The sequence below is a fragment of the Salinibacter pepae genome (assembly GCF_947077775.1).
Taxonomy (GTDB): domain Bacteria; phylum Bacteroidota; class Rhodothermia; order Rhodothermales; family Salinibacteraceae; genus Salinibacter; species Salinibacter pepae.
This window is the reverse complement of the sequence record NZ_CAMTTE010000001.1, coordinates 1836931-1858386: the sequence shown is the minus strand read 5'-3', so window position 1 is coordinate 1858386 and position 21456 is coordinate 1836931. Positions and strand designations below refer to the sequence as shown.

The 21456-nt window shown below is 69.3% G+C and carries 19 protein-coding genes; 8 read left to right on the top strand and 11 right to left on the bottom strand.

What is annotated here, in order from left to right; translation table 11 throughout:
- Positions 1–159 precede the first annotated feature (159 nt).
- The 11 genes from OJA40_RS07770 to OJA40_RS07720 all read right to left on the bottom strand — a co-directional run bounded on the left by OJA40_RS07770 (position 160) and on the right by OJA40_RS07720 (position 15420).
- Positions 160–1665, bottom strand: coding sequence for a sensor histidine kinase (locus OJA40_RS07770; protein ID WP_208425574.1), 1506 nt, complete (start codon positions 1663–1665; stop codon positions 160–162).
- Complete coding sequence (locus OJA40_RS07765; protein WP_208425573.1) at positions 1662–2408, bottom strand: response regulator transcription factor; 747 nt, start codon at positions 2406–2408, stop codon at positions 1662–1664. The genes OJA40_RS07770 and OJA40_RS07765 overlap by 4 nt, the downstream gene beginning before the upstream one ends.
- A gap of 213 nt (positions 2409–2621) precedes the next feature.
- Entirely contained in the window at positions 2622–2993 is a 372-nt protein-coding gene (locus OJA40_RS07760) for a high-potential iron-sulfur protein (RefSeq protein ID WP_208425572.1), read from the bottom strand.
- Between the two features lie 187 nt (positions 2994–3180).
- Positions 3181–3675: a hypothetical protein gene (locus OJA40_RS07755; RefSeq protein ID WP_208425571.1), complete on the bottom strand. Its 495-nt coding sequence runs from the start codon at positions 3673–3675 to the stop codon at positions 3181–3183.
- Positions 3676–3731: 56 nt separating this feature from the next.
- Positions 3732–4070: a P-II family nitrogen regulator gene (locus OJA40_RS07750; protein WP_208425570.1), complete on the bottom strand. Its 339-nt coding sequence runs from the start codon at positions 4068–4070 to the stop codon at positions 3732–3734.
- A 28-nt stretch (positions 4071–4098) separates the two neighbouring features.
- Positions 4099–7347: an efflux RND transporter permease subunit gene (locus OJA40_RS07745; protein ID WP_208425569.1), complete on the bottom strand. Its 3249-nt coding sequence runs from the start codon at positions 7345–7347 to the stop codon at positions 4099–4101.
- Between the two features lie 50 nt (positions 7348–7397).
- Positions 7398–8507 (bottom strand): efflux RND transporter periplasmic adaptor subunit, encoded by a 1110-nt coding sequence (locus OJA40_RS07740; protein WP_208425568.1) that lies wholly within the window; start codon positions 8505–8507, stop codon positions 7398–7400.
- A 97-nt stretch (positions 8508–8604) separates the two neighbouring features.
- Positions 8605–9960, bottom strand: coding sequence for a TolC family protein (locus OJA40_RS07735; protein ID WP_208425567.1), 1356 nt, complete (start codon positions 9958–9960; stop codon positions 8605–8607).
- Between the two features lie 312 nt (positions 9961–10272).
- A complete protein-coding gene (locus tag OJA40_RS07730) occupies positions 10273–12117 on the bottom strand; it encodes a methyl-accepting chemotaxis protein (RefSeq protein WP_208425566.1) in 1845 nt (614 codons plus the stop codon).
- 219 nt (positions 12118–12336) lie between these two features.
- The gene (locus OJA40_RS07725) at positions 12337–14151 is read right to left on the bottom strand and encodes a DUF885 domain-containing protein (protein WP_263808382.1); all 1815 of its coding nucleotides are present in this window, start codon (positions 14149–14151) and stop codon (positions 12337–12339) included.
- 159 nt (positions 14152–14310) lie between these two features.
- A complete protein-coding gene (locus OJA40_RS07720) occupies positions 14311–15420 on the bottom strand; it encodes a methyltransferase domain-containing protein (RefSeq protein WP_208425564.1) in 1110 nt (369 codons plus the stop codon).
- 147 nt (positions 15421–15567) lie between these two features.
- Here OJA40_RS07720 and OJA40_RS07715 point away from each other — a divergent pair, with 147 nt between their 5' ends.
- The 8 genes from OJA40_RS07715 to OJA40_RS07685 all read left to right on the top strand — a co-directional run bounded on the left by OJA40_RS07715 (position 15568) and on the right by OJA40_RS07685 (position 21341).
- Positions 15568–15945 carry a hypothetical protein gene (locus OJA40_RS07715; protein ID WP_208425563.1) on the top strand — a complete coding sequence of 126 codons (378 nt, stop codon included), beginning with the start codon at positions 15568–15570 and terminating at the stop codon, positions 15943–15945.
- 100 nt (positions 15946–16045) lie between these two features.
- Positions 16046–16600 (top strand): peroxiredoxin family protein, encoded by a 555-nt coding sequence (locus OJA40_RS07710; protein ID WP_263810260.1) that lies wholly within the window; start codon positions 16046–16048, stop codon positions 16598–16600.
- 302 nt (positions 16601–16902) lie between these two features.
- On the top strand, positions 16903–17481 hold the full coding sequence (locus OJA40_RS07705; RefSeq protein WP_208425561.1) for a TlpA family protein disulfide reductase: 579 nt from the start codon (positions 16903–16905) through the stop codon (positions 17479–17481).
- Positions 17482–17633: 152 nt separating this feature from the next.
- Positions 17634–17858: an AbrB/MazE/SpoVT family DNA-binding domain-containing protein gene (locus tag OJA40_RS07700; RefSeq protein WP_208425560.1), complete on the top strand. Its 225-nt coding sequence runs from the start codon at positions 17634–17636 to the stop codon at positions 17856–17858.
- A 6-nt stretch (positions 17859–17864) separates the two neighbouring features.
- A complete protein-coding gene (locus OJA40_RS15405; protein WP_208425602.1) occupies positions 17865–18041 on the top strand; it encodes a hypothetical protein in 177 nt (58 codons plus the stop codon).
- A 10-nt stretch (positions 18042–18051) separates the two neighbouring features.
- Positions 18052–18246, top strand: coding sequence for a type II toxin-antitoxin system death-on-curing family toxin (locus OJA40_RS15585; RefSeq protein WP_272506968.1), 195 nt, complete (start codon positions 18052–18054; stop codon positions 18244–18246).
- Positions 18247–18270: 24 nt separating this feature from the next.
- Positions 18271–20004 carry an amidohydrolase family protein gene (locus tag OJA40_RS07690; RefSeq protein ID WP_263810259.1) on the top strand — a complete coding sequence of 578 codons (1734 nt, stop codon included), beginning with the start codon at positions 18271–18273 and terminating at the stop codon, positions 20002–20004.
- Positions 20005–20171: 167 nt separating this feature from the next.
- Positions 20172–21341, top strand: a complete 1170-nt coding sequence (locus OJA40_RS07685) for a family 10 glycosylhydrolase (RefSeq protein ID WP_208426454.1) — start codon at positions 20172–20174, stop codon at positions 21339–21341.
- Positions 21342–21456: the final 115 nt, after the last annotated feature.

Here is a 21456-nt window from a genome sequence, read left to right as displayed (position 1 = left end):
CTGGGCAGGTGTGTCCGCCGAACCGACCGGAAGAGTGTCGTAGGCGGGGGCCTCGTTTGGGGCGCGTCCGAGTCCTGCCCGGTTTTCCCAAGAGGGCCGCCGCGCACCGGCCCCCCCGTTCGTCCCCCTGCCACGGGCGCAGCCGTTGGGAGACAAGGGCTACGCGACGTCGGGCGCCGGCTTGTGCTCAGGCTCAAGCGAGGGGACGGACGACGAGGGTGCTGGAAGAATGATGGTGACCCGGGTGCCCTCCCCTGGGGTGGAGTCGAGCCGCAGCTCGCCGTCGTGCTCCTCCACGATGCGGCGGATGAGCGAGAGGCCGAGCCCGCTTCCCTGAGCCATGCGGCCGGCCTCGGTGCCCCGGTAGAAGCGCTCCGTCGCCGTGGCGCACTCCTCGTCGGACATGCCCACCCCCGTGTCGGTGCAGGTGAGGCGCGCCTGCCCGTCCGCGGTCGTCCCGACATCGACGCGGACGGCCCCCTCGCGGGTGTACTTGACGGCGTTGTCGAGAAGATTCCGGACCGCCTTCCGGAGCAGGGCCGGCTGCCCGGAGGTGCGGACGGACGCATCGGCGTCGACCGTGAGGGCAAGTCCTTTCTTCTCGGCCGCGGGCTGCACCGCATCCGCCTCGTCGGCGGCGAGGGCGGACAGGTCCACGGGGCTTCGCTCGAAGGCGCCCTCCCGGTCGAGGCGGGTCAGCGTGAGCAGGGCGCGGAGCGTCCGCACCAGCCCCCCGAGTTTGCGGTCCAGGAGGCGAAGGGTTTCGCGGTAGCTCTCCGGGGTGCGCTCGCGGCGCAGGGCCAGCTCGACGTGGCCCTGAAGCGCGGTGAGGGGGGTTTGCAGCTCGTGGGCCGCGTTGGCGGTAAACCCCCGCAGGGCCGCCACGTGCTCCTCGATCCGGTCGAGCAGGGCATTGAAGGCGCGGCCCAGCGTCGCGGTCTCGCGGTCGGCGGTGGGGGGGATGTCGACCCGCTCCTCCAGCTCCGCGGAGGTCACCGACCGGGCCACCTCGGTGATGGAGCGGAGCGGGCGGAGCACGCGCCCGGCGGCCCAGGCCACGAGGCCCATCAGCCCGCCCGACAGCAGCAGCCAGAGGCCGCCCAGCCCCGCCCCGAAGCCCCACAGCAGGGAGCGGTGCTCGGGCACGAGACGGGCGACCTGAACGAAGCCCAGTCGGCCGCCGGAGGACGCCCGCAGGGGCCGGGTGCGGTAGTAGAACGAGCGGCCGCCCAGCGTGAAGGTATGGAGGGAGGGCCAGATCCCCTCCGCATGAACCGGCCGGCGCCGGGCCGGAACGTGTACGGGAAGCGAGTCGATGTTGGCCGACCGGCGCACGAGGCGGCCGTCCGGCGTGAAGACCTGCACGAAAATGGGGTCGACCCGGTCGACTGCCAGGCGGTGGTGGGCCTCGTCCCACGCGTACCGGGACAGGTCCAGTGTGTCCTCACCGCCCACGTCGGCGCGCATCTCATTCACCTCCGTCGCCAGCGCGTTGGTCGCGCTCTGATGGACGGTCAGGTAGGCCCCGCCCCAGGCGATGGCAGCCAGGACGCCGAGGGCGAGCACGACCGCGGGGCCGATCCGCATCAGCAGGCGCCGCCGAAAGGACGGGCGTTCGTCTGGCGGTGCGTCAGGGGAGCCGGGCCGGGAGGAGAGGGCCGTCATCGCGGGCTCGCGGAATCGGTGGGGGAGGGGCGGTCGTCGGCGGAGGCGTCTGTGTCTGAGCAGGCGGTGTACCGGTAGCCGATGCCCCGCACGGTTTCAATGGGCGCCTCGCAGCCAACCTCGTCGAGCTTGCGGCGGACGTAGTTTACGTACACGTCGATCAGGTTCGTCCCGCGATCGAAATCATGCCCCCACACCTCCTGATGGATCGTGTCGCGGCTCAACGCCTGGCCGTTGCGGGCCATGAGGAAGGCCAGCAGGTCGAACTCGGTGGGCGTAAGGTCGACGTCGTCCCCGTCGAAGGTGCAGGTACGGGCCGCCGGGTCGAGCACGAGCGGCCCGTCCTCCACCCGCCCCGACTCCGAAGGCCGGTCCACACGGCGCAGCAGGGCCTCGATGCGCGCCAGAAGCTCGTCGAAGGCGAACGGCTTGGGGAGATAGTCGTCCGCCCCCGCCCGGAGGCCTCGCACCCGGTCCTCCACGGCGTCGAGGGCGGTGAGCATCAGGATCAGCAGCTCGGGACGGTGCAGGCGCAGGCGCTCGCACACCTCCAGCCCGGACAGATCGGGGAGACGGATGTCCAGCAGCACGAGGTCGATGCCGCCCTGCCGGGCGTAGTCGAGCCCACGCCGGCCGGCCTCGACCCAGCTCACCTCGTACCCCTCTTCGTTGAGCCCCTGCTGCACGAACGAGGCGACGTCGGGCTCGTCCTCGACAAGCAAAAGATGGGGGGCGTCACTCATCGACGGGGCGTGCGGTGTGTGGCCTGCAGATGCACTCGTGTTGTACGAACCCCGTGGTTCGGTCGTGCCGACCCACACGGCGCCCCCACAACGGCGTTCTGGGAAACCGTGCCGTGTGCGGGCCAGAAATGTAGGGGACGGCCCTTCCCCCGGTTCGTGATGGCGGTGGGGGCGGGCCGTCCTCCCGAAAGGGCAACCGAGCGGGCGCCGGGCCTAGCTCTGTTTGGCCCAGGAGCTGCAGTACCCTTCTCCGGCAACCGGGCCGGGAAAGAGCTGGCACCCGCCACAGCCCGAGCCATACTTCTCCTGCTGGTAGAGCTGGCAGTTCGCGCAGTTCTTGTTCGGTTTGGGGGACGCCTCCACGTAGTTCAGGGCGTTCACCTGCTGCTTGCGCCGCTGTTTTTGGGCGTCCGAGAGGCGCGACAGGTCGGAGCAGTCCGCCGCCGCCGTCGCGCTTTCGCTGTCGGTGCCGCCGGCCCCATTCCCGGAGCCGTCGGAGCCGCCCCCGCAGGCCACCAGGAGCGTGCCGCTCGCGCCCATGGCCCCGGCGAGGCCGAGCGAGCGAAGAAATTGTCGTCGGGACACAGGGTCTGAGTGTGTATCGGTCACGGGACTGTACGTGGTTGTGAACGGAGAGAGTGTAGATGCAATCCACAAGATTGTGTACGAGGAGAAAGGGTGTTAGGGGAGCTCTGACGGGCGCTCGTGTGGTGGAATCCCCCCAATCCCGTCCTCCGGCGGGGGCCGTTCGTCGATGCGGCGCGGCGGCGCCTCACTCGTCGTGCACGTCCGGCCCCGGGCCGTCGGGCGTCCCCACGGCCGTCGGGTCGGCACGGAGCTCAGGGTGGTGCACCTTTCCGCCCAGGTTTGCGGTGTAGGCCATCACGCCGGTCGTGAGCAGGGAGAGCACGAGCACAAGTTGGGCGGCCCATCGCGCGAGTGTGCGTCGAGACCGGCCGTACAGCAGGGCGCCGAGCGAGGCGACACCCGTCACGATGCTCGCAAGAAACGCGTACCATCCCCACTGCTCGTGCACCTCGATCGCGTCGTGGGAGACCCCCGCCACACCGTCGACGATCTCCTCGGCGGGCTCGCCGGTCCAGTACACCGCCACGGCGACAGCCCCGACCCCGACGAGGAGGCCGAGACCGACGTCCTGAATGGTCTCTTGTCTCTGCCAGAGCCCGTAGGCAAGGAGGCCGGTGCCGAAGAGCGTGCCGAGGACGGGAATGTGGTTGAGGGCGAGGTGGAGGTGCGCGGCGGTCATGGCAGATGTGGCAACGAAGATTGGGGGGCGTGTGGGGGCGGGACGCGGAGCGCAGCTCAGACGACCGCATCTCCCGTGTGGAGGGTTCGGATGTCCACGGCGTCGGCGACCGGAAGCACGAACACTTTGCCGTCGCCCCGCCGCCCGGTCCGGGCGGCCTCCGCGAGGGCCCGGGTCCAGTCCTCCACGCGGTCGTCCGCGCAGGCGATCTCGACTCGCACCATCTCCGCGTAGGGCGTTACCTGCGGCCCGTAAGAGGCCCGCCCGCTCGGGTCGGCCTCCCGCCCAAACCCCTCGACGGGGTGCATGCTGGCGCCGGGCACCCCCATCCGGCGCAGGCGCTCGGCGACCTCGTCTTGCTTCACGGGCCGAATGTAGGCGACGATCATCTTCATGGCGGAATGTTGTCTGTGGCAGAGGACGTTAGGCAGTCACGCTGCCCCGAAGCTGGGCCTGATCGCGGGCCTCCACCGCCCGGGCGATTGCCCGCTTGGACTGTGCCGGGGGGTTGAACCAGCCGTAGAGGGTGGGCAGCAGCAGAAGGGTGGAGGGGACGAGCGTGAAGATGCCCCCCACGACCACGGCCGCGAGGGGGCGCTGCACGTTCGCGCCGATGCCGGTGGCCACCAGCAGCGGCAGCAGGCCGAGCAGCGTCGTGAGCGTCGTCATGAGGATGGGGCGCAGGCGCAGCAGCGCGCCCGTTCGCACGGCCTCGGTGAGGGAACGCCCCCGCTCGCGGAGGTTGTCGATAAAGCTCACCATCACCACGCCATTTTGAACGGCGATCCCGAGCACGGCGATAAAGCCGACCGAAGCCGGCACGCTCATGTAGAGGCCCATCGCCCAGAGCAGGACGACGCCGCCCACGACCGAGGCCGGAATGTTGAGGAAGACGAGCACCGCCTGCCCCAGGGAGTTGAAGGTCATGAACAGGAGCACGAACACGATGGCGAGCGTGATGGGCACGATGAGCAGGAGCCGGTCCTGCGCCCGCTCCTGATTTTCGAACTGACCGCCCCACTCGGCCAGGTACCCGGCGGGGAGGGCCACCTCGCTCCGGAACGCCTCCTTCGCCTCCGCCACGAAGCTGCCGGCGTCGCGGCCGCTGAGGTTGATGCCCAGGGTCACCTTTCGCTTGCCCTGCTCCCGAGACACCTCCGCCGGCGCCTCCGTAAGCTCAACGGACGCTACGTCCTGCAGCCGAACCCGCGAGCCCTCGGCGGTCGTCAGCGGCAGGTTGCGGATCGACTCGACGGAGCCGCGGGCGGCGGCCCGAAACTTCCCGACGAGGGCAAAGCGCCGGTCCCCCTCCCGGATGGTGCTCAGCTGCTCGCCCCCGATGGCCACGTCGATGGCCCGCTGAATGGTGCCCACGCTGAGGCCGTGGCGGGCGGCCCGGTCGCGGTCGATGTCGACCTCCACGTAGCCGTAGCCGGCAATCTGGGAGGGCAGCACGTCCGCCACGCCCTCGATGCCGGACACCGCGTCGGCGGCCTCCGACTGCAGGCGGCGCAGTGCGTCGAGGTCGTCGCCGAAGATCTTGAGCGCGATCTCGCTCTTGGCCCCGCTTACCATCTCGTCGAGGCGCAGGGCGATGGGCTGGGTGAAGGCAAAGTTGGCGCCAGGGATCTGGTTGACGCGGGCCCGCATCGAGTCCACGAGCGCTGTCTTCGAGTCGAAGGACCACGTGTCGCGGGGGGCGAGGCCGACGAACATGTCGGTCAGGTTCTGGCCCATCGGGTCGAAGGCGACGGCGGGGCGGCCGGTCTTGCTCACGGCGGTCGTCACCTCGGGGAACTCCATGAGGGCGCGCTCGACCTTCGTCTGCACCTCGGTCGACGTTTCGAGGGCGGCGTCCGGCTCCAGGGCCACCTGGATGGCCACCGATCCCTCCTCCAGGTCCGGTGCAAACTCGGTCCCGAGCGTCGTGAAGAGCCCGACGCCCAGGCCGGCCACCGCGATCGCGGTGGCCACCGTCGCCCAGCGGTGGGCCAGGGCGGTGTCGAGCAGGGGCTCGTACACCGACTGGAGGGCCGCCACCACGCGGGTCGACGATCCGTCCGTCCCTTCGGGGGCGCCCTTCTCGGGCAGGGGGGCCGTTCCATTGCTCCTGGACGTGTCGTCGGTCGGAGTGGCCTCGTCCGTCGAGCCCCCGACGGACGCGAGCAGGTACGAGCTCAGGGCCGGTGCCATCGTGAGCGCCAGGAACAGCGCGGCCATCATAGCGAACGACACCGTAAACGCCATGGGCCGAAACATGCGCCCCTCCATCTGCTGCAGGGTGAAGAGGGGGAGGAAGACCGCGATCACCACGCACACGGAGAAGGCGATGGGACGCGCCACCTCCCGCCCGGCCCGCACCACGATGAGGCCGATCGACGCGTCCGGGTTCTGCTCGCGGAGGCGGTAGATGTTCTCGACCATCACGATGGCCCCGTCCACGAACATCCCGAGGCCGATCGCCAGGCCGCCCAGGCTCATCAAATTGGCCTTGAACCTGAAGTAATTCATGAGAATGAACGTGATGAGGGCCGTCATCGGCAGCACGAGGCTCACGATGAGGGCCGAGCGCCAGTCCCCGAGGAAGCCGATGAGGACGAGGAGCACGAGCAGGCCCCCAATCAGCAGGCTCGTCGTGACCGTCGAGATCGCCGCGCTCGTCAGCTCGTTGCGGTTGTAGTACACGTCGACGCCCACGCCGGGCGGCAGGGCCTGCTTCAGCTCGTCCATCTTGGCCTGCACACTGTTGACCACCTTCTGGGCGTTGGCCCCGCGGCGCATCATGACGATGCCGACGACCGTCTCCCCCTCGCCGTCGGCGGTGGCGGCGCCGTAGCGCACGGCGTGGCCCACCTCCACGTCGGCCACGTCGCTCGTCAGGACCGGCGTCCCGTCCCGGCTCGTGATGACGGTGTTCGCGATGTCTTCCACGACGTTTCCGTCGCCGTCCCCGAGGCGGCCCACCCCCCGGACCACGTACTGCTGGTCGTTGCGGGTGATGTAGCTGCCGCCGACGTTCTGATTGCTTTCCCGCAGCGCCGCGTAGGCCTCGTCGAGCGAGAGGCCGTGGTTCGTCAGCTGGTCCGGGTCGAACCGCACGTGGTACTGCTTCACGAAGCCGCCGAGCGCGTTGGCCTCCACCACGCCCTCCACCGTGCGGAGCTCGGGGGCGAGGATCCAGTCCTGCATCGTGCGGAGCTCCCGGGCGGAGTAGGAACGCCCGTCGCCCGGCTCGTCGGTGAGGGTGTACTGGTACACCTGTCCCAGGGCCGTCGAGAGCGGCCCCAGCCCCGGCTCGGCCGTCTTGGGCAGGTCCTCCTTCACCTTCGAGAGGCGCTGGGAAACGAGGCGACGGACGAAATACGGATCCATGTCTTCCTCAAACACGAGCGTGACGACGCTCAGGCCGAACTGGCTCAGCGAGCGGTTGTCCGTCACCCCGTTGAGGTTCGTCATGCTCGTCTCGATGGGGTAGGACACCAGCTTTTCCACCTCCACCGGCGACATGCCCGGCACGCGCGTCAGGATCTGCACCTGGTTGTTCGTAAGCTCCGGATAGGCGTCCACCGGCACCTGCTGCCAGCTGTAGAGGCCCCACCCGACCAGCACGGCCATGAGGAGCAGGACGAGGACCCGGTTTTTGACGACGGCGGTAACGAGGCGGTCAAACATCGAGGGGCTGAGGGCTTCGAGGGGGGCGGATCGAGGGGCGAGGAGGCCTACTACCCTCTCTGATTGAGGGCACTAGCAATCTGATACGCCCCCTCGGCAGCGACCTCGGTGCCTACGTCAAGCGAGGGGACGGGCACGTCCCCCTCCGTCTCGGCCTCCGCGTCCACGTAGACGCGCCGAAAGCGGCGGGGCCCTTCGCGGACGAGCACGTAGGCGCCGGAATCGTCGGTCAGCAGGACGTCGGCGGGGAGGGCGGCCTGCGGGGCGCCCGTCCGTTGCACCTGCACCGAGGCGTACATGCCGGGGCGGAGCGTGCCGTCGGTGTTGTCGAGCACGATCCGCGCGCTGGCCGCCCGGCTCTCGTCGTCGACCTGAGGGGTGATCCGGTCGATGGTGCCCTGGTAGCGGCGGTTGGCCATCGGGGTGGTGATGGTGGCGGGCTGGCCGGTACGCACCTTGTCGAGGGACTGCTCGAAGACGCGGGCCACCACGCGGATCGGCTGCAGGTCGACGATGCGGTAGAGCGTATCGCCCTGTTGCACAGGGGCCCCGAGGACCCCCATCCGGTCCAGAACGATGCCGTCGAGGGGGGCCTCCAGTGGGAGCGTCCGCATGTCCCGGGCGCCGGTGGCGACCTGTTCGATGCGGGTCGGTCGGACCCCGACGGCGCGAAGCCGCTGGCGCGCGGCCTGCCAGTTGCGCTCGGCGGCCCGCACGTTCTTCTCGACGGCCACGCTCCGCTCGTCCAGGCGGCGTTGGCGGTCAAGGTCGTTGCGCGCCTGCCGGAGGTCGGCTACCATCCGGCTCAGGTCCGGGGCGGCCACATCGGCCACGACCTCGCCCTGCGCCACCCGTGTCCCGGGGCTCACGCGGAGCCGCTCCACCCGCCCGTCCACCAGCGACGTCACGAAGGCCTCCTGGTCGGCCGCCGGGCGCACCCGGGCCGGGAGCTCGAGGGGTGTCGTGACCGGGCGCTCTGTGACCTTGACGGTTTCGACCCCGACCTCCTCAAGTTCAGCCTTGCTCAGTGTAATAACGTTTGGGGTGGGGGGCGTCTCCGCCGTGGCGGTGGCGGGAGGCGCGTCGGCCTCTCCGCAGCCGATGAGGAAGAGTGCAGGGGCAAGAACCAGAACGAGTGGGGGACGGAGGCGGCGGTGCATGTGTGGGAAAGCGGTTTTGGAAGGGGAGTCTGGTCCGCTGGGGGAGGGGCCGCGTCGGGACAATGCCGGGGCGGTGCGGAGGGAAGGCCTGTAGTCCTCACAGGTCGGGGGCGCGGGGAGAGAGGGCGCCCTCAACGACGACGGGCGCGTCCTGCGGCCCCACGCCCATGGCGGCCTCCAGGTCGTAGAGCGCTCGCAGGTACTCTGCGGTGAGGCGCACACGGAGCAATTTCGTCTGCCGGGCGGCCTCGATGGCATCCAGCAGCTCGAAGAGGGTCAGCCCGCCCTGCTCGTAGGTGAACAGTGCGTCCTGAAGGTGCTCGTCGGCCTTCCGGGGCGGAGAGTCCGCCGTGTCCTGCAGGCGGGCCCGGTAGCTCCGAAGGCGGTCTAGGGCGTTGCGCACGTCCACCTCCACGGCACGCCGGGTGGCGTCGAGGGCGGCCTCGGCCTGGCTGCGACGACCGTCCCGGGCCGCGACGGCCGTGCGGCCCCCGTCCCAGAGCGGGAGCTCCACCTGGAGGCCGGCCGTAAAGCCGAGGGCCGTGCCGCCCGGGGTGGACAGCTGCTTCGGCCCCGCCGACAGACTTAGGTCCGGATACCGCTGGTAGCGCGTGCGGTCGAGGGCCCGGCGTGCGCGCTCAACCCGCGCACGCCGGGCCCGAAGCCGATCCCGCTGGGCCGCGGCGACCGACAGGGCGGCCTGCGCGTCCACGGCGACCGCCCGGAACGAGAGGGAGTCCACAACCGCGTAGGGGAGCCCCTCCGACTGCGTCGCCCGGGGGGGACGGAGCAGGGCGGCCAGTTCCCGCCGCGCGGCCCGATGCTGCTGTTCCGCGTCGGCCAGGTCGTTCGCGAAGGTTGCCTCGGCGCTCTGGAGGCGCGTGCGCCGGATCGGGCTTAGGTCGCCCTCCTCGTACCGCACGGTGGCGGCCCGGGCGGCCTGCCGCACCGCGTCGGCGTACCGGCGCAGGAGGCGACGGCGGGCGTCCGCGGCCACGACGGCGAGGTAGCGGTGGCGCAGGTTCCGGTAGAGGGCCGTGCGGGTCTCCCGGAGCCGTGCCTTTGCGGCCCGTGTGGCGGCGTCGGCCGACTGCCGCCGGGCGCGCTGCTCGCCCGGGTAGTGAAGGGGCTGGGTGAGGGTCAGAAACCATTCGTCGTCGGCCCCGCCGTTGGGCAGCGGGGTATGCTCGGCGGAGCCCTCCAGGGTCGGGTTGGGAAAGAGGGCCGCGGCCTGAGCCCTCTGTTCGTCGGCCTGGGCCCGAGCACGGGCGGCGCGGAGCTGCGGGTTGTGGTCCAGCAACAGGCGGGTGGCGCGCTCGAACGTGAGCGTGTCCGGCCCCCCAGCCGTCTGGGCCTGTGCGACACGAACGACGGGCCCGTCCAGAACGGCGAGCGTCCCCAGCAGAAGGGCAAGCCCGAGGCCCCAGTGCGTTTTTGGTGGCAGGCAGACCATGGAGTGGCGACGACTGAGCAGGGGGCGGCGGTTGATCTGTCAGTCGTACCCACGCCTCCTCGGCCGGAGGGATCTTATAGGGCGGTGAGAGACGGGTTAGAGTTCGATTAGAGCCGCGCAGCCGGGGGGCGAGCAGGGGCATCGTCGGCGGGCCGCGACAGGCGACCCATTGGGCCCGTCACCCAGACGCGTCGTCACGATCCCGAAGAGAGACGAAGACGTATTCGGGGCAATACGGAGGCGCGATACGGGGCCGGCCGGTCGTCGCTTCTTCGCGGGGCCCCGCTTCGTTCTCGCTCCGTCCGTGACGCCCTAATCGCCTGTTGAGCTCATTGCGGGGCGCGCCGGGTCGGCGTGCGGACCGGCGGCGGAAGCGTCGTCGGCCCGGTCCTCCGTCGAGTGAGGAGGGTGGGCGGGGCGGGGGGACGGGCTCGTGCGGTCGCCCCGCCCAAGCTCAAACGTTTCGACGCTCGCCCGCAGGCGCTGGACGGTTGCCTCCAGGTCCTCCGCCGAGTCGGAGACCTGCGTGACGCCGGCCGCCGACTCCCGGGCCGCCGTCGAGATGGACTGCACGCTCCGGGCGATCTCGTTGCTGGTGGTCGACTGCTCCTCGGAGGCGGCCGCAATCTCGTCGGCCTTCTGCTGGGCGCGGTCGATGGCGGCGGCCACGTCGTCCAGGGCGCTGTCCGCCTCGCCGGCCAGCTCCAGCCCCTGCTGGGCCCGCTGGCTGCTCCGGCGGGCGGCGCCGACCGCGTCCTCAATCTCGCCGGTCGTCCCCTGAACCATCTGTTCGATTTCGGTCGTGGCCGCGTCGGCCTCCTCCGCCAGCTCGCGCACCTCCTCGGCGACCACGGCGAACCCCTGTCCGGTCTGTCCGGCGGCCTCGTCCCCGGCGCGCGCCGCCTCGATCGCCGCGTTCAGGGCAAGGAGATTGGTCTGCCCCGCAATTTCGTCGATCGTGTCGACGATCTGGATGATCTCTTCGCTCGCGTCGCCCACGCCCTCGATGGTGTCGGCCGTGGCCCGGGCCCCCTCGGCGATCTGTCGGATCTGCTGCGTCGCCTCCGCGACGATCTCACCACTGCGCTCGGCCTGCTGGGCGGCGTCCCGGGTGGCCTCGGCGGCCCGCTGGACGCTGCGCGCGTTTTCGCTAATCGTCTGGTTCATCTGCTCGACGGCCGCGGCCACCTCCTCGGCCTGGGCGGACTGCTGCTCGGCGGCGGTCGCCATCTGCTCGGAAGAGGCGCTGATCTCCTCGGTCGTTCGGGCGGTCTCCTCGGCCGCGTCGCGGACGGAGACGAGGGTCTGCCGGACGCTCGCGACCGCCCGGTTGAACCCGTCGAAGAGATCGCCAATCTCGTCGTCGCGGTCCGTGTCGACCCGAACACTGAGGTCCCCGTCGGCAAACCGGTTCATCGCGTCGAGCATCTCGCTCGTGTGGCGGGCGAGCGCCTCCTTCTGTGCCTGAAGCTCCCGGGTGGCCTCCTCCACCTGCTCCTCGACGGAGTCTTTTTGCTGCTTGAGTCGCTCGGCCATCTCCTCGGTCTCCTGCTTCTGCGCCTTGGCCTCCTCCACGGCGGACTCGGCCCGCCGCAGCGCGCGGCCCTGTTCCTGCTTGAACACCCGTGCGATGAGGAGCACGACGGTGATGAGGCCGACGTAGGAGAAAAAGAGCGACTCGCCGGCCATGGATTCGGACATGGGCGTCGGGAAGGCGTAGCCGCTCAGTTCGAGGCCGTAGATGACGGACAGCTCCGCGATGCTCACCACCGTAAGGAGAACGGCAAACCACTGCTCCGCGAGCAGAAGTCCAATCAGCGGCGCGACCATGAACCAGGGGGCCGACGTGGACGCGGTCCCCCCGGAGCGAACTGTGAGCAGTGTGATGAGCCCCAGCATCACCACGGCGGTCACCTTCGCCATGAGGGACGGGGCGGCGCCCTGGCGCAGGGCAATCGGGACCCCCGCTAGGAGGGCCGCCGCGCCCAGAAGCACAGGAATCCCGCTCCAAAACGCCCATCGGTAGTGCGCCCCGGTGTAGGCGAGGCAGGCCCCGATGATGAGAAGCGTGATTGACAGCGTCAGGCGCGCCTTCCGTCGCTGATCAGAATGTTCAGGGAGGGCGTCTGGCAGGAAGAAGTCGAGAAACGCAGTCATCACGCCGCCACGAGGTTGTTTGGGTGCATGCGGTGGGTCCCGCCCCCCTAGAGTGAACTGGTCGCGGGCCGGTGGAGGTCGCCCTCCGAGGCCGTCGGCGGGCAAGACCTATGGTCCACAACAGTTATCGAACGCGGGGGCTGGAATGTTAACCGCCGCAGGACGCAGGGGGGATCTCATCCGAACAGACCAGGGCGGGCCTGCGGCCCCTGCGGCACGCTACTCCGCCTGCGGAGCCCCGGCGAACCGCCAGTGCGGCGTGTAGTCTTTCGGGAGGCGCCGCTGCTGGAGCCGGGCGCGCACCATCTCGACCGGCATGCGCCCGCCCCGCAGAATCCGGTCGTGAAATGCGCGGTCGGACAGGTCGCCGTTCTCGACGAGCTCCTCGTGGAGCGCACGGAATTGGAGGCCGCCGAGCATGTAGGCGGCCTGGTACAGCGGGGGATACGTGCCGATGATGGAGCGCCGCACCTCCGCCCTTGCGTTGGCCCGCTCGTGCCCGACCTCCCGCACCAGGAAGTCCACGGCCTCCGGCCCCGACATCGTCCCCAGGTGAAAGCGGAGGGAGAAGAGGATGCGCGCCGCCCGGTGGTTCCGCCAGAACAGCATCCCAATCCGGTCCGCCGGCGATTGGGGAAAGCCGAGGTCCCAGAGCTGCATCTCCCAGTAGAGGGCCCACCCCTCGCCCCAAAACGGCGTGGCGAACAGGTCGCGGTGGGCGTTGTACCGGTCCGTCATGAAGCCCTGCAGGTGGTGGCCCGGAATGAGTTCGTGGTGGACGACCGCCCGGGAGAAGTGCCGGTTGTTGCCCCGAATGCTCATCAGCTTGTTCTCGTGGGACATCTTCTGCGCGGGAAAGGCCACCCGGACGACTTCGCCGCCCAGGAAGTACGGCGCGATGCGCTGCCTCTCGGGGGACAGCATCTGCATGCGCCAAACCTCCTCGGCCATCGGGGGAATCGTCACCAGATTCCGATCCCGAAGAAACGACACGGCCTCCTCGGCCAGGTCCCGGGCGAGTGTTGGCTGCTGGCCCGGCGCCACGTGACGGCTCTTCACCGCTTTCAGGGCGGCACGCCAGTCGTCCCCGTGCCCCATCTCCCGGGCCGCCGCCCGCATCTGCCGCCGGCCCCACTCGAGCTCCTGCTCGGCCAGGGCGATCAGCTCCTTCGGCGAGTACGGAATCATGGCGTGCCGGAGGGCCGTCTTGAGCGCCTCGGCCCCAATCGGGTCCCCGATGAGGGGATCGGCCGCCCCCTCCTCAACGCCCACAATCTCCCGGCGGAGAAACTGTGCGTATGCCTCCAGGTCGTCCTGGACGGCCTCGTACGGGGTCTCCGCCCACCAGGTAAATTTAGGATGGTAGCCGTCGTAAAACTCATACCACTCCCGCACATTACCGCGGAGGTCCCTGACGGCGGTGGCCGCCCGGTGGGCCACGACACGCTCCGATGCTGTATCGATGCTCTGCTCCGAGAGGCGCTCCCGGACGTGTTCGATCGTGTCTCGGAGGGCAGCCAGCGTGTCGGCCGCGGCGCGCGGGTCGAGGGCAGGGTCTGCCCGCCACCGGTAGTAGAGGGACGTGATCGTGGAGGCGAAGGGCAGGTACCGCTCCATCTCGGCGTGGCGGCGCTCCGTCCGGTCCAGCCGGTGCAGCGCCCCCTGGATCTCGTTTTGGAGGAGCACGTGGTCGATGCGCCCCTCCACGCCGAGCCGATCGAAGCGGACGGCGTCCAGTTCGTCGAGCCACCGGGTGTAAAACGTCCGCATCCGCGCCCACCGCGTCGGCCCTGCGGCGTCGTAGCGGCGGCGAAGGGCCGCGCGGTCCTCGGCGAACCGCTCGACGACCGGAATCATCGCGCTGGAGTCGCTCTGGAGAAGGGCGTTTGCCGCCGGGGGGGAGGCCGGCTGGGCCGGGGAGGCCTGTGGGGCCACCAGCCCCGCCAGCAAGAGCAGGCCGACGGCCAGGACGGCAGTGTGAGCGCTACTGGGGCGGGCCGGCGGCCGGCCGTGGGACGAAACGAGAGGGGACACGGGGGAGAGGTGCAGGTGCATGGAAGCGAGCCGGTGCGGAGTACGCTGACGATTTACGCTGACGATTTTTGGGAGGGGCGCCGGTGGGCGCCAGACCGAGCCGAACACGGCGGGTCTTGATGAGGCCGGCTACGCGGCCCTGGTGGGGGCACGGCCGGCCTACAGGCGTTCGAGCACGAAGACGTACGGATACAGCCCCCCGATCTCGATGGCCCGCACGTGACGGCTGGCGAACCGATCGGACTCGTCGAGGACTGTGTTGAAGGGGCCCTGCCGCAGCACCAGCATGACCACGAGGCCGCCGGGCCGTAGCACCTCGGCCATCTGTCCCAGGACGCGCCGGTAGAAGGGATAAAAGTCCATGCTGCTGGCCATGCGCACGCCAAAGGGGGGATTGGTGACGATCAGGTCGGCCGTCACGTCCGCGAACGTGTCGGCGAGCTGCCACACGTCGCCCTTCCGAATCGCAATGTGGTCGCTCAGGCCCGCCAGGTCGACGTTCGTGCGGGCGCCCGACACGGCCTCCTCGTTCCAGTCGCTGCCGTAGCACTGCGTGTCGGCCCACAGGTCGGCGGCCTCCAGCAGGATGGTACCGGAGCCGCAGAAGGGGTCGAGCAGCGCGCTGGGCGGGGCGTCGAGGTGGGCGAGGCGGAGGAGGGCGTAGGCCACGTTCGCCTTGAGGGCGGCCCGGGGCTGGTAGCCCTCCAGCTGCCGGCGGCTCAGGGCCTCGCGGGTGTGCTGGACGCTCACGAGGCACTGGTCCTCACGGACGTCCACCCGCACCTCCACGTCGTAGTCCTCCAGGTCGACGGACGCGTCGTAGCGGGCATCGAGGGCCCCGCCCGCCCGCGTCTGCACGTCGACGCTCGTGAAGTCGTGCTCGCCCTGCCGGACCGACGAGGCGCGGAAGGTGTCCGCGGTCTCCATCGCATCGACGTCGAGCGTTGCCACCGTGTCGTGGATCGCCTGGAGGGCATCCTCCCCGTCCGCAGGGAGCGTGAACGTGTAGAGGGGCGCCAACACGTGGTGCACCAAGCGCATCCGGCGGGCCACGTCGAGGACATCGTCGGGGGCCGCGTCGACCCCCACGAGGGCGTAGCTCTGCAGGCCGAAGGGGGCGTCGTCGGTGTTGATCACGTTGAGGCCTGCAGCCGCCGCCCGCTCCCGAAACTCGTCCACGACCACGTCCTCCAGTCCCATGTTGACGGTGAACAGGAGCGGCGTACGGCCCGACGAACGGAGCGAGGTGACCGGCGAGGGCGACGGCATAGGAAAGAGGGGGCTTGGCATGACGGACCGAGGGCGGTCCTACCGGGCCGAACCGGGTGGAGTTCAGGGACGTGCAGGGCCGACGGAGGAACCCGATCTGTCAACCAAAGGTTTGTCTAGCACCTTGTATCAACTTCCCCTGTTGGCATGCACCGCCTCCGGTCGTCCAGTACCATGGGCCGCTGGGCCGTCGCCCTTGGCCTCATCTTGGTTATGGGGCCCCTGGCGCAGGCCGCTACGCCGTGCCTCGGGGCCGGGGGAGGCGCCGACGCGGCGTCGGCGCCCGTCGTAACGACCGTCGCGTCGAGCGCGCAGTGGTCCTGTTCGGCGACGGACGCCGGGGCAATGGTTCGTGCGGTGTCGCCGGAGGGGACAGCGAATTCGCTCGACGGCCTGTCGGGGGGCGAGGCGATTGGAGAGGCCTCCGCCGAGCTTCCCCCCGTCCGCCTGGATGCGCAGCGGCCCCCGTCACCGCCCATCTCGCCAACGCTGGACGCCTTGCGTCCGGTCGTCCTCCAAATTTAGTCGTCTCCGTCCGCCCTCCGCTGGCGCCGGAGGGTCGTGCGCCGGCCGCCCGGTCGGCTCGTTCTCGGTTCGATTCTTTGGAGACGACTCCTGTATCCCCATGCTATCCTTTTCTTTTCCCAACTGGGTGGGCTCGTTCGCAGCGGGTCTGCTCGTCGTCGGGGGGCTCGTGGCCCTCGTGATGGCCGAACAGCCCGCCTCGCCTGCCCAAACAACGGGGGGCGACACCGCACAGGACGCCCCCAATTTTGCCCTCAACACCCTGGACGGCGACACCTTCCGCCTCGGCGACCACCGTGGCGAGGTCATCGTGCTCAACTTCTGGGCGACATGGTGCCCGCCGTGCCGCCGCGAAATTCCGGACTTCGTGTCGCTGCAGAACGACCTCGGCGACCGGGGCCTCCAGTTCGTGGGCGTGGCGCTCGAACGGAGCGCCGGCCCCGAGGAGGTGCGGGCCTTTGCCGAGAAAATGAACATCAACTACCCGATTGGGCTGGGCGACGGCGCCATCGCGGAGAAATACGGCGGGGTGCGGGGGCTGCCCATGACGTTCGTGATCGGCCCGGACGGGCAGATCCGCAAGCACATTCCGGGCATGACCACCGAGGACCGGATCCGTCCCCTGCTGGAGGCGCTCCTGCGAGAGACGTTGTAAGTAGACACGCAAAAGACCCTTCCCAACAAGTCATTCCGAGCGCAGCGAAGCGGGGTCGAGACGCGATCGAAGCGACTGATGAAATCAATCTCTTCGAAGATCAGCAGAGGCGACCTTCAGGCCGGTATATGCCCAAATCAGCGTTCGCGCTGGACCCAGTAAGATTCGTCGACTCGCTCTTCCCTCCGGTCGTCGGTCGCTCAGAATGACCCTCGAATAAACGTATTTCTGCGTGCTTACATAGCTGCGTCTCGGCCTTGTCCCTCAACGCCCGCGCACCGACCCCCCCCGGATTCGCCCGTATGCCGGATTCCGATCGCGACCGCTCCCCCTGGCACACCGTCTGGGCCTACACCAAGGCCTACTGGCACTGGCCCGTGCTCCTGGTGATGGGGATCTACGTCTATCAGCAGTACATGCCGAGCATCGACCTGGCCGACGAGGGGCGTCCGGCGCCGACGGTGGCGGCCGAGACGCTGGCGGGCGATCGCTTTCGGCTCGAGGACCACCGCGGGACGGTCGTGGTGGTGAACGTGTGGGCCACGTGGTGCCCGCCGTGCCGCGTGGAGATGCCCGGCTTCGTGGACCTGCAGCGCGAGTTTGCGGACGCGGGCGTGCAGTTCGTCGGGATCGCGGTGGACCGGGACGGGGCGGACGCGGTGCGTCCGTTCGTGGAGAAACAGGGGATCAACTTTCCACAGATTGCCAACCCGGCGGTGGCGGCGCGTCACTTTCCGGGGGAGGCGGTGCCGCGGACGTACCTGATCGACAAGCAAGGGCGCATCCGGTACGAGCACAGCGGCGTGATCCTCAAGTGGGCGCTCGACGATGCCCTGGCGCGGCTGGTGGATGAGACGAGGCCGGAGAAGAGCGAGCCGTAGGGCGGGACGCTGTGAAAAGGGAATGTTCTGAATTCATTGGACCAAGGATATTCCGTACTCGGGATTCGAGTGGGCCTCGGTGGGATCCTGTAGCCAGATGGGGGCGTTGTGAGTTTTGGGAGGACAGTCCTTCGGTCATCAAAGCGCCCGGCATGTCCGACACACTGAAAGTCCGCGAAATTGGGAACTCGCTCGGTGTGATTCTCCCCACTTCGACCCTGGAAGATCTGGATGTGGAAGACGGGGACGAGCTCTTCGCCATCCAGACGCCGGATGGGGGTCAGCTCACGCCGTACGACCCGGAGTTTGCGGAGGCAATGGAAGACGCGCGCGAGTTTATGCGCCCACATCGAAATGCCTTCCGCGAGCTTGCGTGATGAGTCATGGAGGATGCCCAGAACAACGAGCCGGCGTGGCTCTCGAAGAGGTTTGTACGGGCGATGCACGCCGAGACGCTCCGTCGGTTCGGGGGAACGACGGGCCTTCGGAAGGAGGGGCGGCTGGAAAGCGCCCTTGATCGACCGAAATCGGCATGCGTTCGCGGAGCCGCCGCCCTCTGAGCTCGCCGCAGTGTACTGCCACGGCATCGTTCGGAATCATCCGTTCGTCGACGGGAATACGCGAACGGGTCTCCTCACGGTCCGGGCGTTTCTCGCGAGGAATGGATATCCGTTTGGTCCGGACGAGGCCGAGATGGTGCAGATTGTGGAACAAGTAGCGGCGGGAGAGACGAGTGAAGACGAACTCGCTCGATGGATCGAGTAAAATTCTGAGCCCCAGTAGACCCCGATGGCCTCCTTTCCCATTCAACGCTGGACGCTTGCTTTCCTTTTTCTGCTCGGGGTCGGGCCTGTTGCGGCCCAGCCCACGGCCCTGGTCGGCCCCACGGCCCTCAACCCGGCCGACTCGACGGTGATTGAGGACGCGACGGTCCTGTGGGAGGGCGGTCGCATCGCCGCGGTGGGGCCGTCGAGCGAGGTGGCGGTGCCCCCCGGGGCGACCGTGCACGAGATGCCCGACAAGTACGTGATCCCGGGCCTCGTGGACGGGCACGTCCACTTCTTCCAGAGCGGCGGGCTCTACACGCGCCCCGACGTGATCGACCTGCGCGCCGAACGCCCCTACGCCGAAGAGCTGCGCCGCATCAAGGAGCGGCTCCCCGACACCTTCCGGCGCTACCTGCGCAGCGGCATCACGAGCGTGGTGGACGTGGGCGGGCCGATGTGGAACCTCGACGTGCGGGCCCGCGCCGACACCGCGGCCGTGGCCCCGACGGTCGTGACGGCGGGCCCGCTCCTCTCCAGCGTGGCGCGTCCGTCGCTCGACGAGGGCGATCCGCCCATCCTGCAGATCACGACGCCGGAGGCGGCCCGGAAAGAGGTCCGCGACCAAATCATGGCCGGGGTGGATCTCATCAAGATCTGGTACATCGTGGGCGGGGACGAGACCCCGGCCGACTACCGCCCGGTCGTGGAGGCGACCATCGACGAGGCCCACAACGCGGGCATCCGGGTGGCCGTCCACGCCACCGCGCTGGCGACCGCCCGGGCGGCCGTTGAGGCCGGGGCGGACATCCTCGTGCACAGTGTGTCCGACCAGCCGGTCGACGACGCCTTCGTGCAGCTCCTTCGGGAGAACGACGTGCTCTACACGCCGACGCTCGTGGTGGGCGAACGCTACGGCGAAACGTTTGCCCAGCAGCTCGACCTGACGCTCGCCGAGCATCGCATCGGGCAGAAGGACGTGATCAGCTCCCTCACCGACCTGCGCACGCTTCCGGATTCGCTCGTCCCGACCGGCCTCCGCCGGCGCATCCGGCAGGCCCCGACGGTGCCGTCCGACACCACGGCCATGCGCAACCTGAAGCGGCTCCACGAAGCCGGCATCGACGTCGTGGCCGGCACCGACGCGGGCAATATCGGGACGCCGCACGGCCCGGCCCTCGTCCGCGAGTTTGAGCTGATGCGCACGGCCGGCCTCACGCCCCGCGAGATTCTGGCAACGGCGACGGCGGGCGGGGCCCGGCTCATGGGGCGGGACGACCTCGGGCGGATTGGGGACGGAATGATGGCGGACCTCGTGGTGCTCAACCGCGACCCCTTCGCGGACATCAAACACGTCATGTCCATCCACCGGGTCGTGAAGGAGGGACGCCTGTACGCCCCCGACAGGCTCGTGCCGCGGACGCCGGCAGAGGTGGTGTTCCAGTTGCACAATGCGTACAACACCCACGATCCGGGCGCCTTTCTCGACGCACTCGCCGACGACGTGAAGGTGTACCGCCCCCCCAACACGCTCGTGATGGAGGGGCGCGACACCCTTGCGACGCAGTACCGGCCTCTTCTTGAGGGGGCGACCAACCTGCACTCCGAGTTTCACTACCACACGACCGTGGGCCCCACCTTCACTGCCCACGAGACCATCCGAAACCTGCCCGGCCGCGAGACGCCCTTGTCTCAGGTGCTGCTGTACCGCGTGACCGACGGGGCGATCGACCGGGCCTGGCTCGTGCAGGAGGAATAGGGCGGCGACTGGGGGAGGAGGAAGTTTGGAAGCGGTTTCGGGCGGTCTAGGGTGTATGGTCCGGCCATTGGGCCGTAGTTTGACGGTTCGCTTTTCGCCCGCGGCCCCGTCCCGCGCGTTGATCACCGTGGGGGCGGGTCCGCCCGTTGGACCGCACGCCTTTGCCCATGCCAGAGCGACGCACATTTCTGAAGACCCTGGGGGCGGGTGCCCTCGGCGCAGCCGCCACAGGATTTTCGACCCCGCCCGCCCGCGTCCCCTCCGCCTCGACGAACGCGAGCGACCCGTCGGGGCCCGACTCGGCCCCGACGAACTGGGTGTGGATGACCCCGGAGCTCGATGTCTCCCCCGACGAGTGGAGGCGACGCTTCGAGCGCCTGCGGGCGCACAACATCGACGCGATCCTGCCGCAGGTGTACACCAACAGTGCGGCCTACTACGGGAGCGACTTTCTCCCGGTCGAGGGCGAGTGGCTCGAAACCATTCTCCCCCCGGCGAAGGAGGTGGGCCTGGAGGTGCACGGGTGGATGGTATCGATGCCCTGCACCATCCCCGAGATCGTCAACCAACACAAGGAGTGGTTCGTGGTGAACCGGAACGGAGAGTCGGCGGTCGACAATCCGGCATACGTCGACTACTACAAGTTCACGTGTCCCAATCGCCCCGGGGCCCAAGACTTCATCGAGCGGCGTGTTGAGGAGATCACCTCCATCGACGGGCTGGACGGCATTCACTTCGACTACATTCGCTTCCCCGACGTCATCATCGCGGAGGCCCTTCAGCCGAAGTACGGCATCGTCCAGCACGAAGAGCAGGCCCCGTACGACTACTGCTACTGCGAGGCCTGCCGGTCGAAGTTTGAGCGGGACCACGGGGCAGCCCCCCACGACCTTGAAGACCCGACCACGAGCACGGCCTGGCGCCTCTTCCGGTACGAGAGCATCACGGATCTGGTGAACGACCGCCTCATCCCCATCGCCCGCGAGAACGGCAAGGCGGTCTCGGCGGCCACCTTTCCGAACTGGGAGGCCGTGCGCCAGCGGTGGCACCACTGGGACCTCGATTACGTCCATCCCATGCTGTACCACAACTTCTACCACGCCGGGGCGAACTGGGTGCGCGACGAGACGCGGGCCGGCATCGAGCGGCTGCGGGGACAGGGCCGGTCCACCCGCCTGTACAGCGGCCTCAACGTGGGGGCGGTGGCGCCGGGCGGCCTGGAACGGCTCATCGAGAAGGCGCACGCGGGCGACGCCAGCGGCATCACCCTCTTCGCGGCCGGCAGCATGAACGACGCGCTGTGGACCGCCTTCGCGGAGGCGACCTCGAAGGCGTAATTCGAGCGGTTGGCGAGGCGTGGAGGCGGGGCTTCTCCCTCATCCACGCGACGAATGCTATGCCCGACCCGGGCCCACGTCGATACACCGTTCGGCTCGGGGCGCTTCTCCGCAC

Excerpts from the sequence above, each read along its gene's own strand:
- OJA40_RS07770 (WP_208425574.1), bottom strand. The coding sequence starts at position 1,665 with ATGACGGCCCTCTCCTCCCGGCCCGGCTCCCCTGACGCACCGCCAGAC.
- OJA40_RS07765 (WP_208425573.1), bottom strand. The coding sequence starts at position 2,408 with ATGAGTGACGCCCCCCATCTTTTGCTTGTCGAGGACGAGCCCGACGTC.
- OJA40_RS07755 (WP_208425571.1), bottom strand. The coding sequence starts at position 3,675 with ATGACCGCCGCGCACCTCCACCTCGCCCTCAACCACATTCCCGTCCTC.
- OJA40_RS07750 (WP_208425570.1), bottom strand. The coding sequence starts at position 4,070 with ATGAAGATGATCGTCGCCTACATTCGGCCCGTGAAGCAAGACGAGGTC.
- OJA40_RS07745 (WP_208425569.1), bottom strand. The coding sequence starts at position 7,347 with ATGTTTGACCGCCTCGTTACCGCCGTCGTCAAAAACCGGGTCCTCGTC.
- OJA40_RS07740 (WP_208425568.1), bottom strand. The coding sequence starts at position 8,507 with ATGCACCGCCGCCTCCGTCCCCCACTCGTTCTGGTTCTTGCCCCTGCA.
- OJA40_RS07735 (WP_208425567.1), bottom strand. The coding sequence starts at position 9,960 with ATGGTCTGCCTGCCACCAAAAACGCACTGGGGCCTCGGGCTTGCCCTT.
- OJA40_RS07730 (WP_208425566.1), bottom strand. The coding sequence starts at position 12,117 with ATGACTGCGTTTCTCGACTTCTTCCTGCCAGACGCCCTCCCTGAACAT.
- OJA40_RS07720 (WP_208425564.1), bottom strand. The coding sequence starts at position 15,420 with ATGCCGTCGCCCTCGCCGGTCACCTCGCTCCGTTCGTCGGGCCGTACG.
- OJA40_RS07715 (WP_208425563.1), top strand. The coding sequence starts at position 15,568 with ATGCACCGCCTCCGGTCGTCCAGTACCATGGGCCGCTGGGCCGTCGCC.
- OJA40_RS07710 (WP_263810260.1), top strand. The coding sequence starts at position 16,046 with ATGCTATCCTTTTCTTTTCCCAACTGGGTGGGCTCGTTCGCAGCGGGT.
- OJA40_RS07705 (WP_208425561.1), top strand. The coding sequence starts at position 16,903 with ATGCCGGATTCCGATCGCGACCGCTCCCCCTGGCACACCGTCTGGGCC.
- OJA40_RS07700 (WP_208425560.1), top strand. The coding sequence starts at position 17,634 with ATGTCCGACACACTGAAAGTCCGCGAAATTGGGAACTCGCTCGGTGTG.
- OJA40_RS15405 (WP_208425602.1), top strand. The coding sequence starts at position 17,865 with ATGGAGGATGCCCAGAACAACGAGCCGGCGTGGCTCTCGAAGAGGTTT.
- OJA40_RS07690 (WP_263810259.1), top strand. The coding sequence starts at position 18,271 with ATGGCCTCCTTTCCCATTCAACGCTGGACGCTTGCTTTCCTTTTTCTG.
- OJA40_RS07685 (WP_208426454.1), top strand. The coding sequence starts at position 20,172 with ATGCCAGAGCGACGCACATTTCTGAAGACCCTGGGGGCGGGTGCCCTC.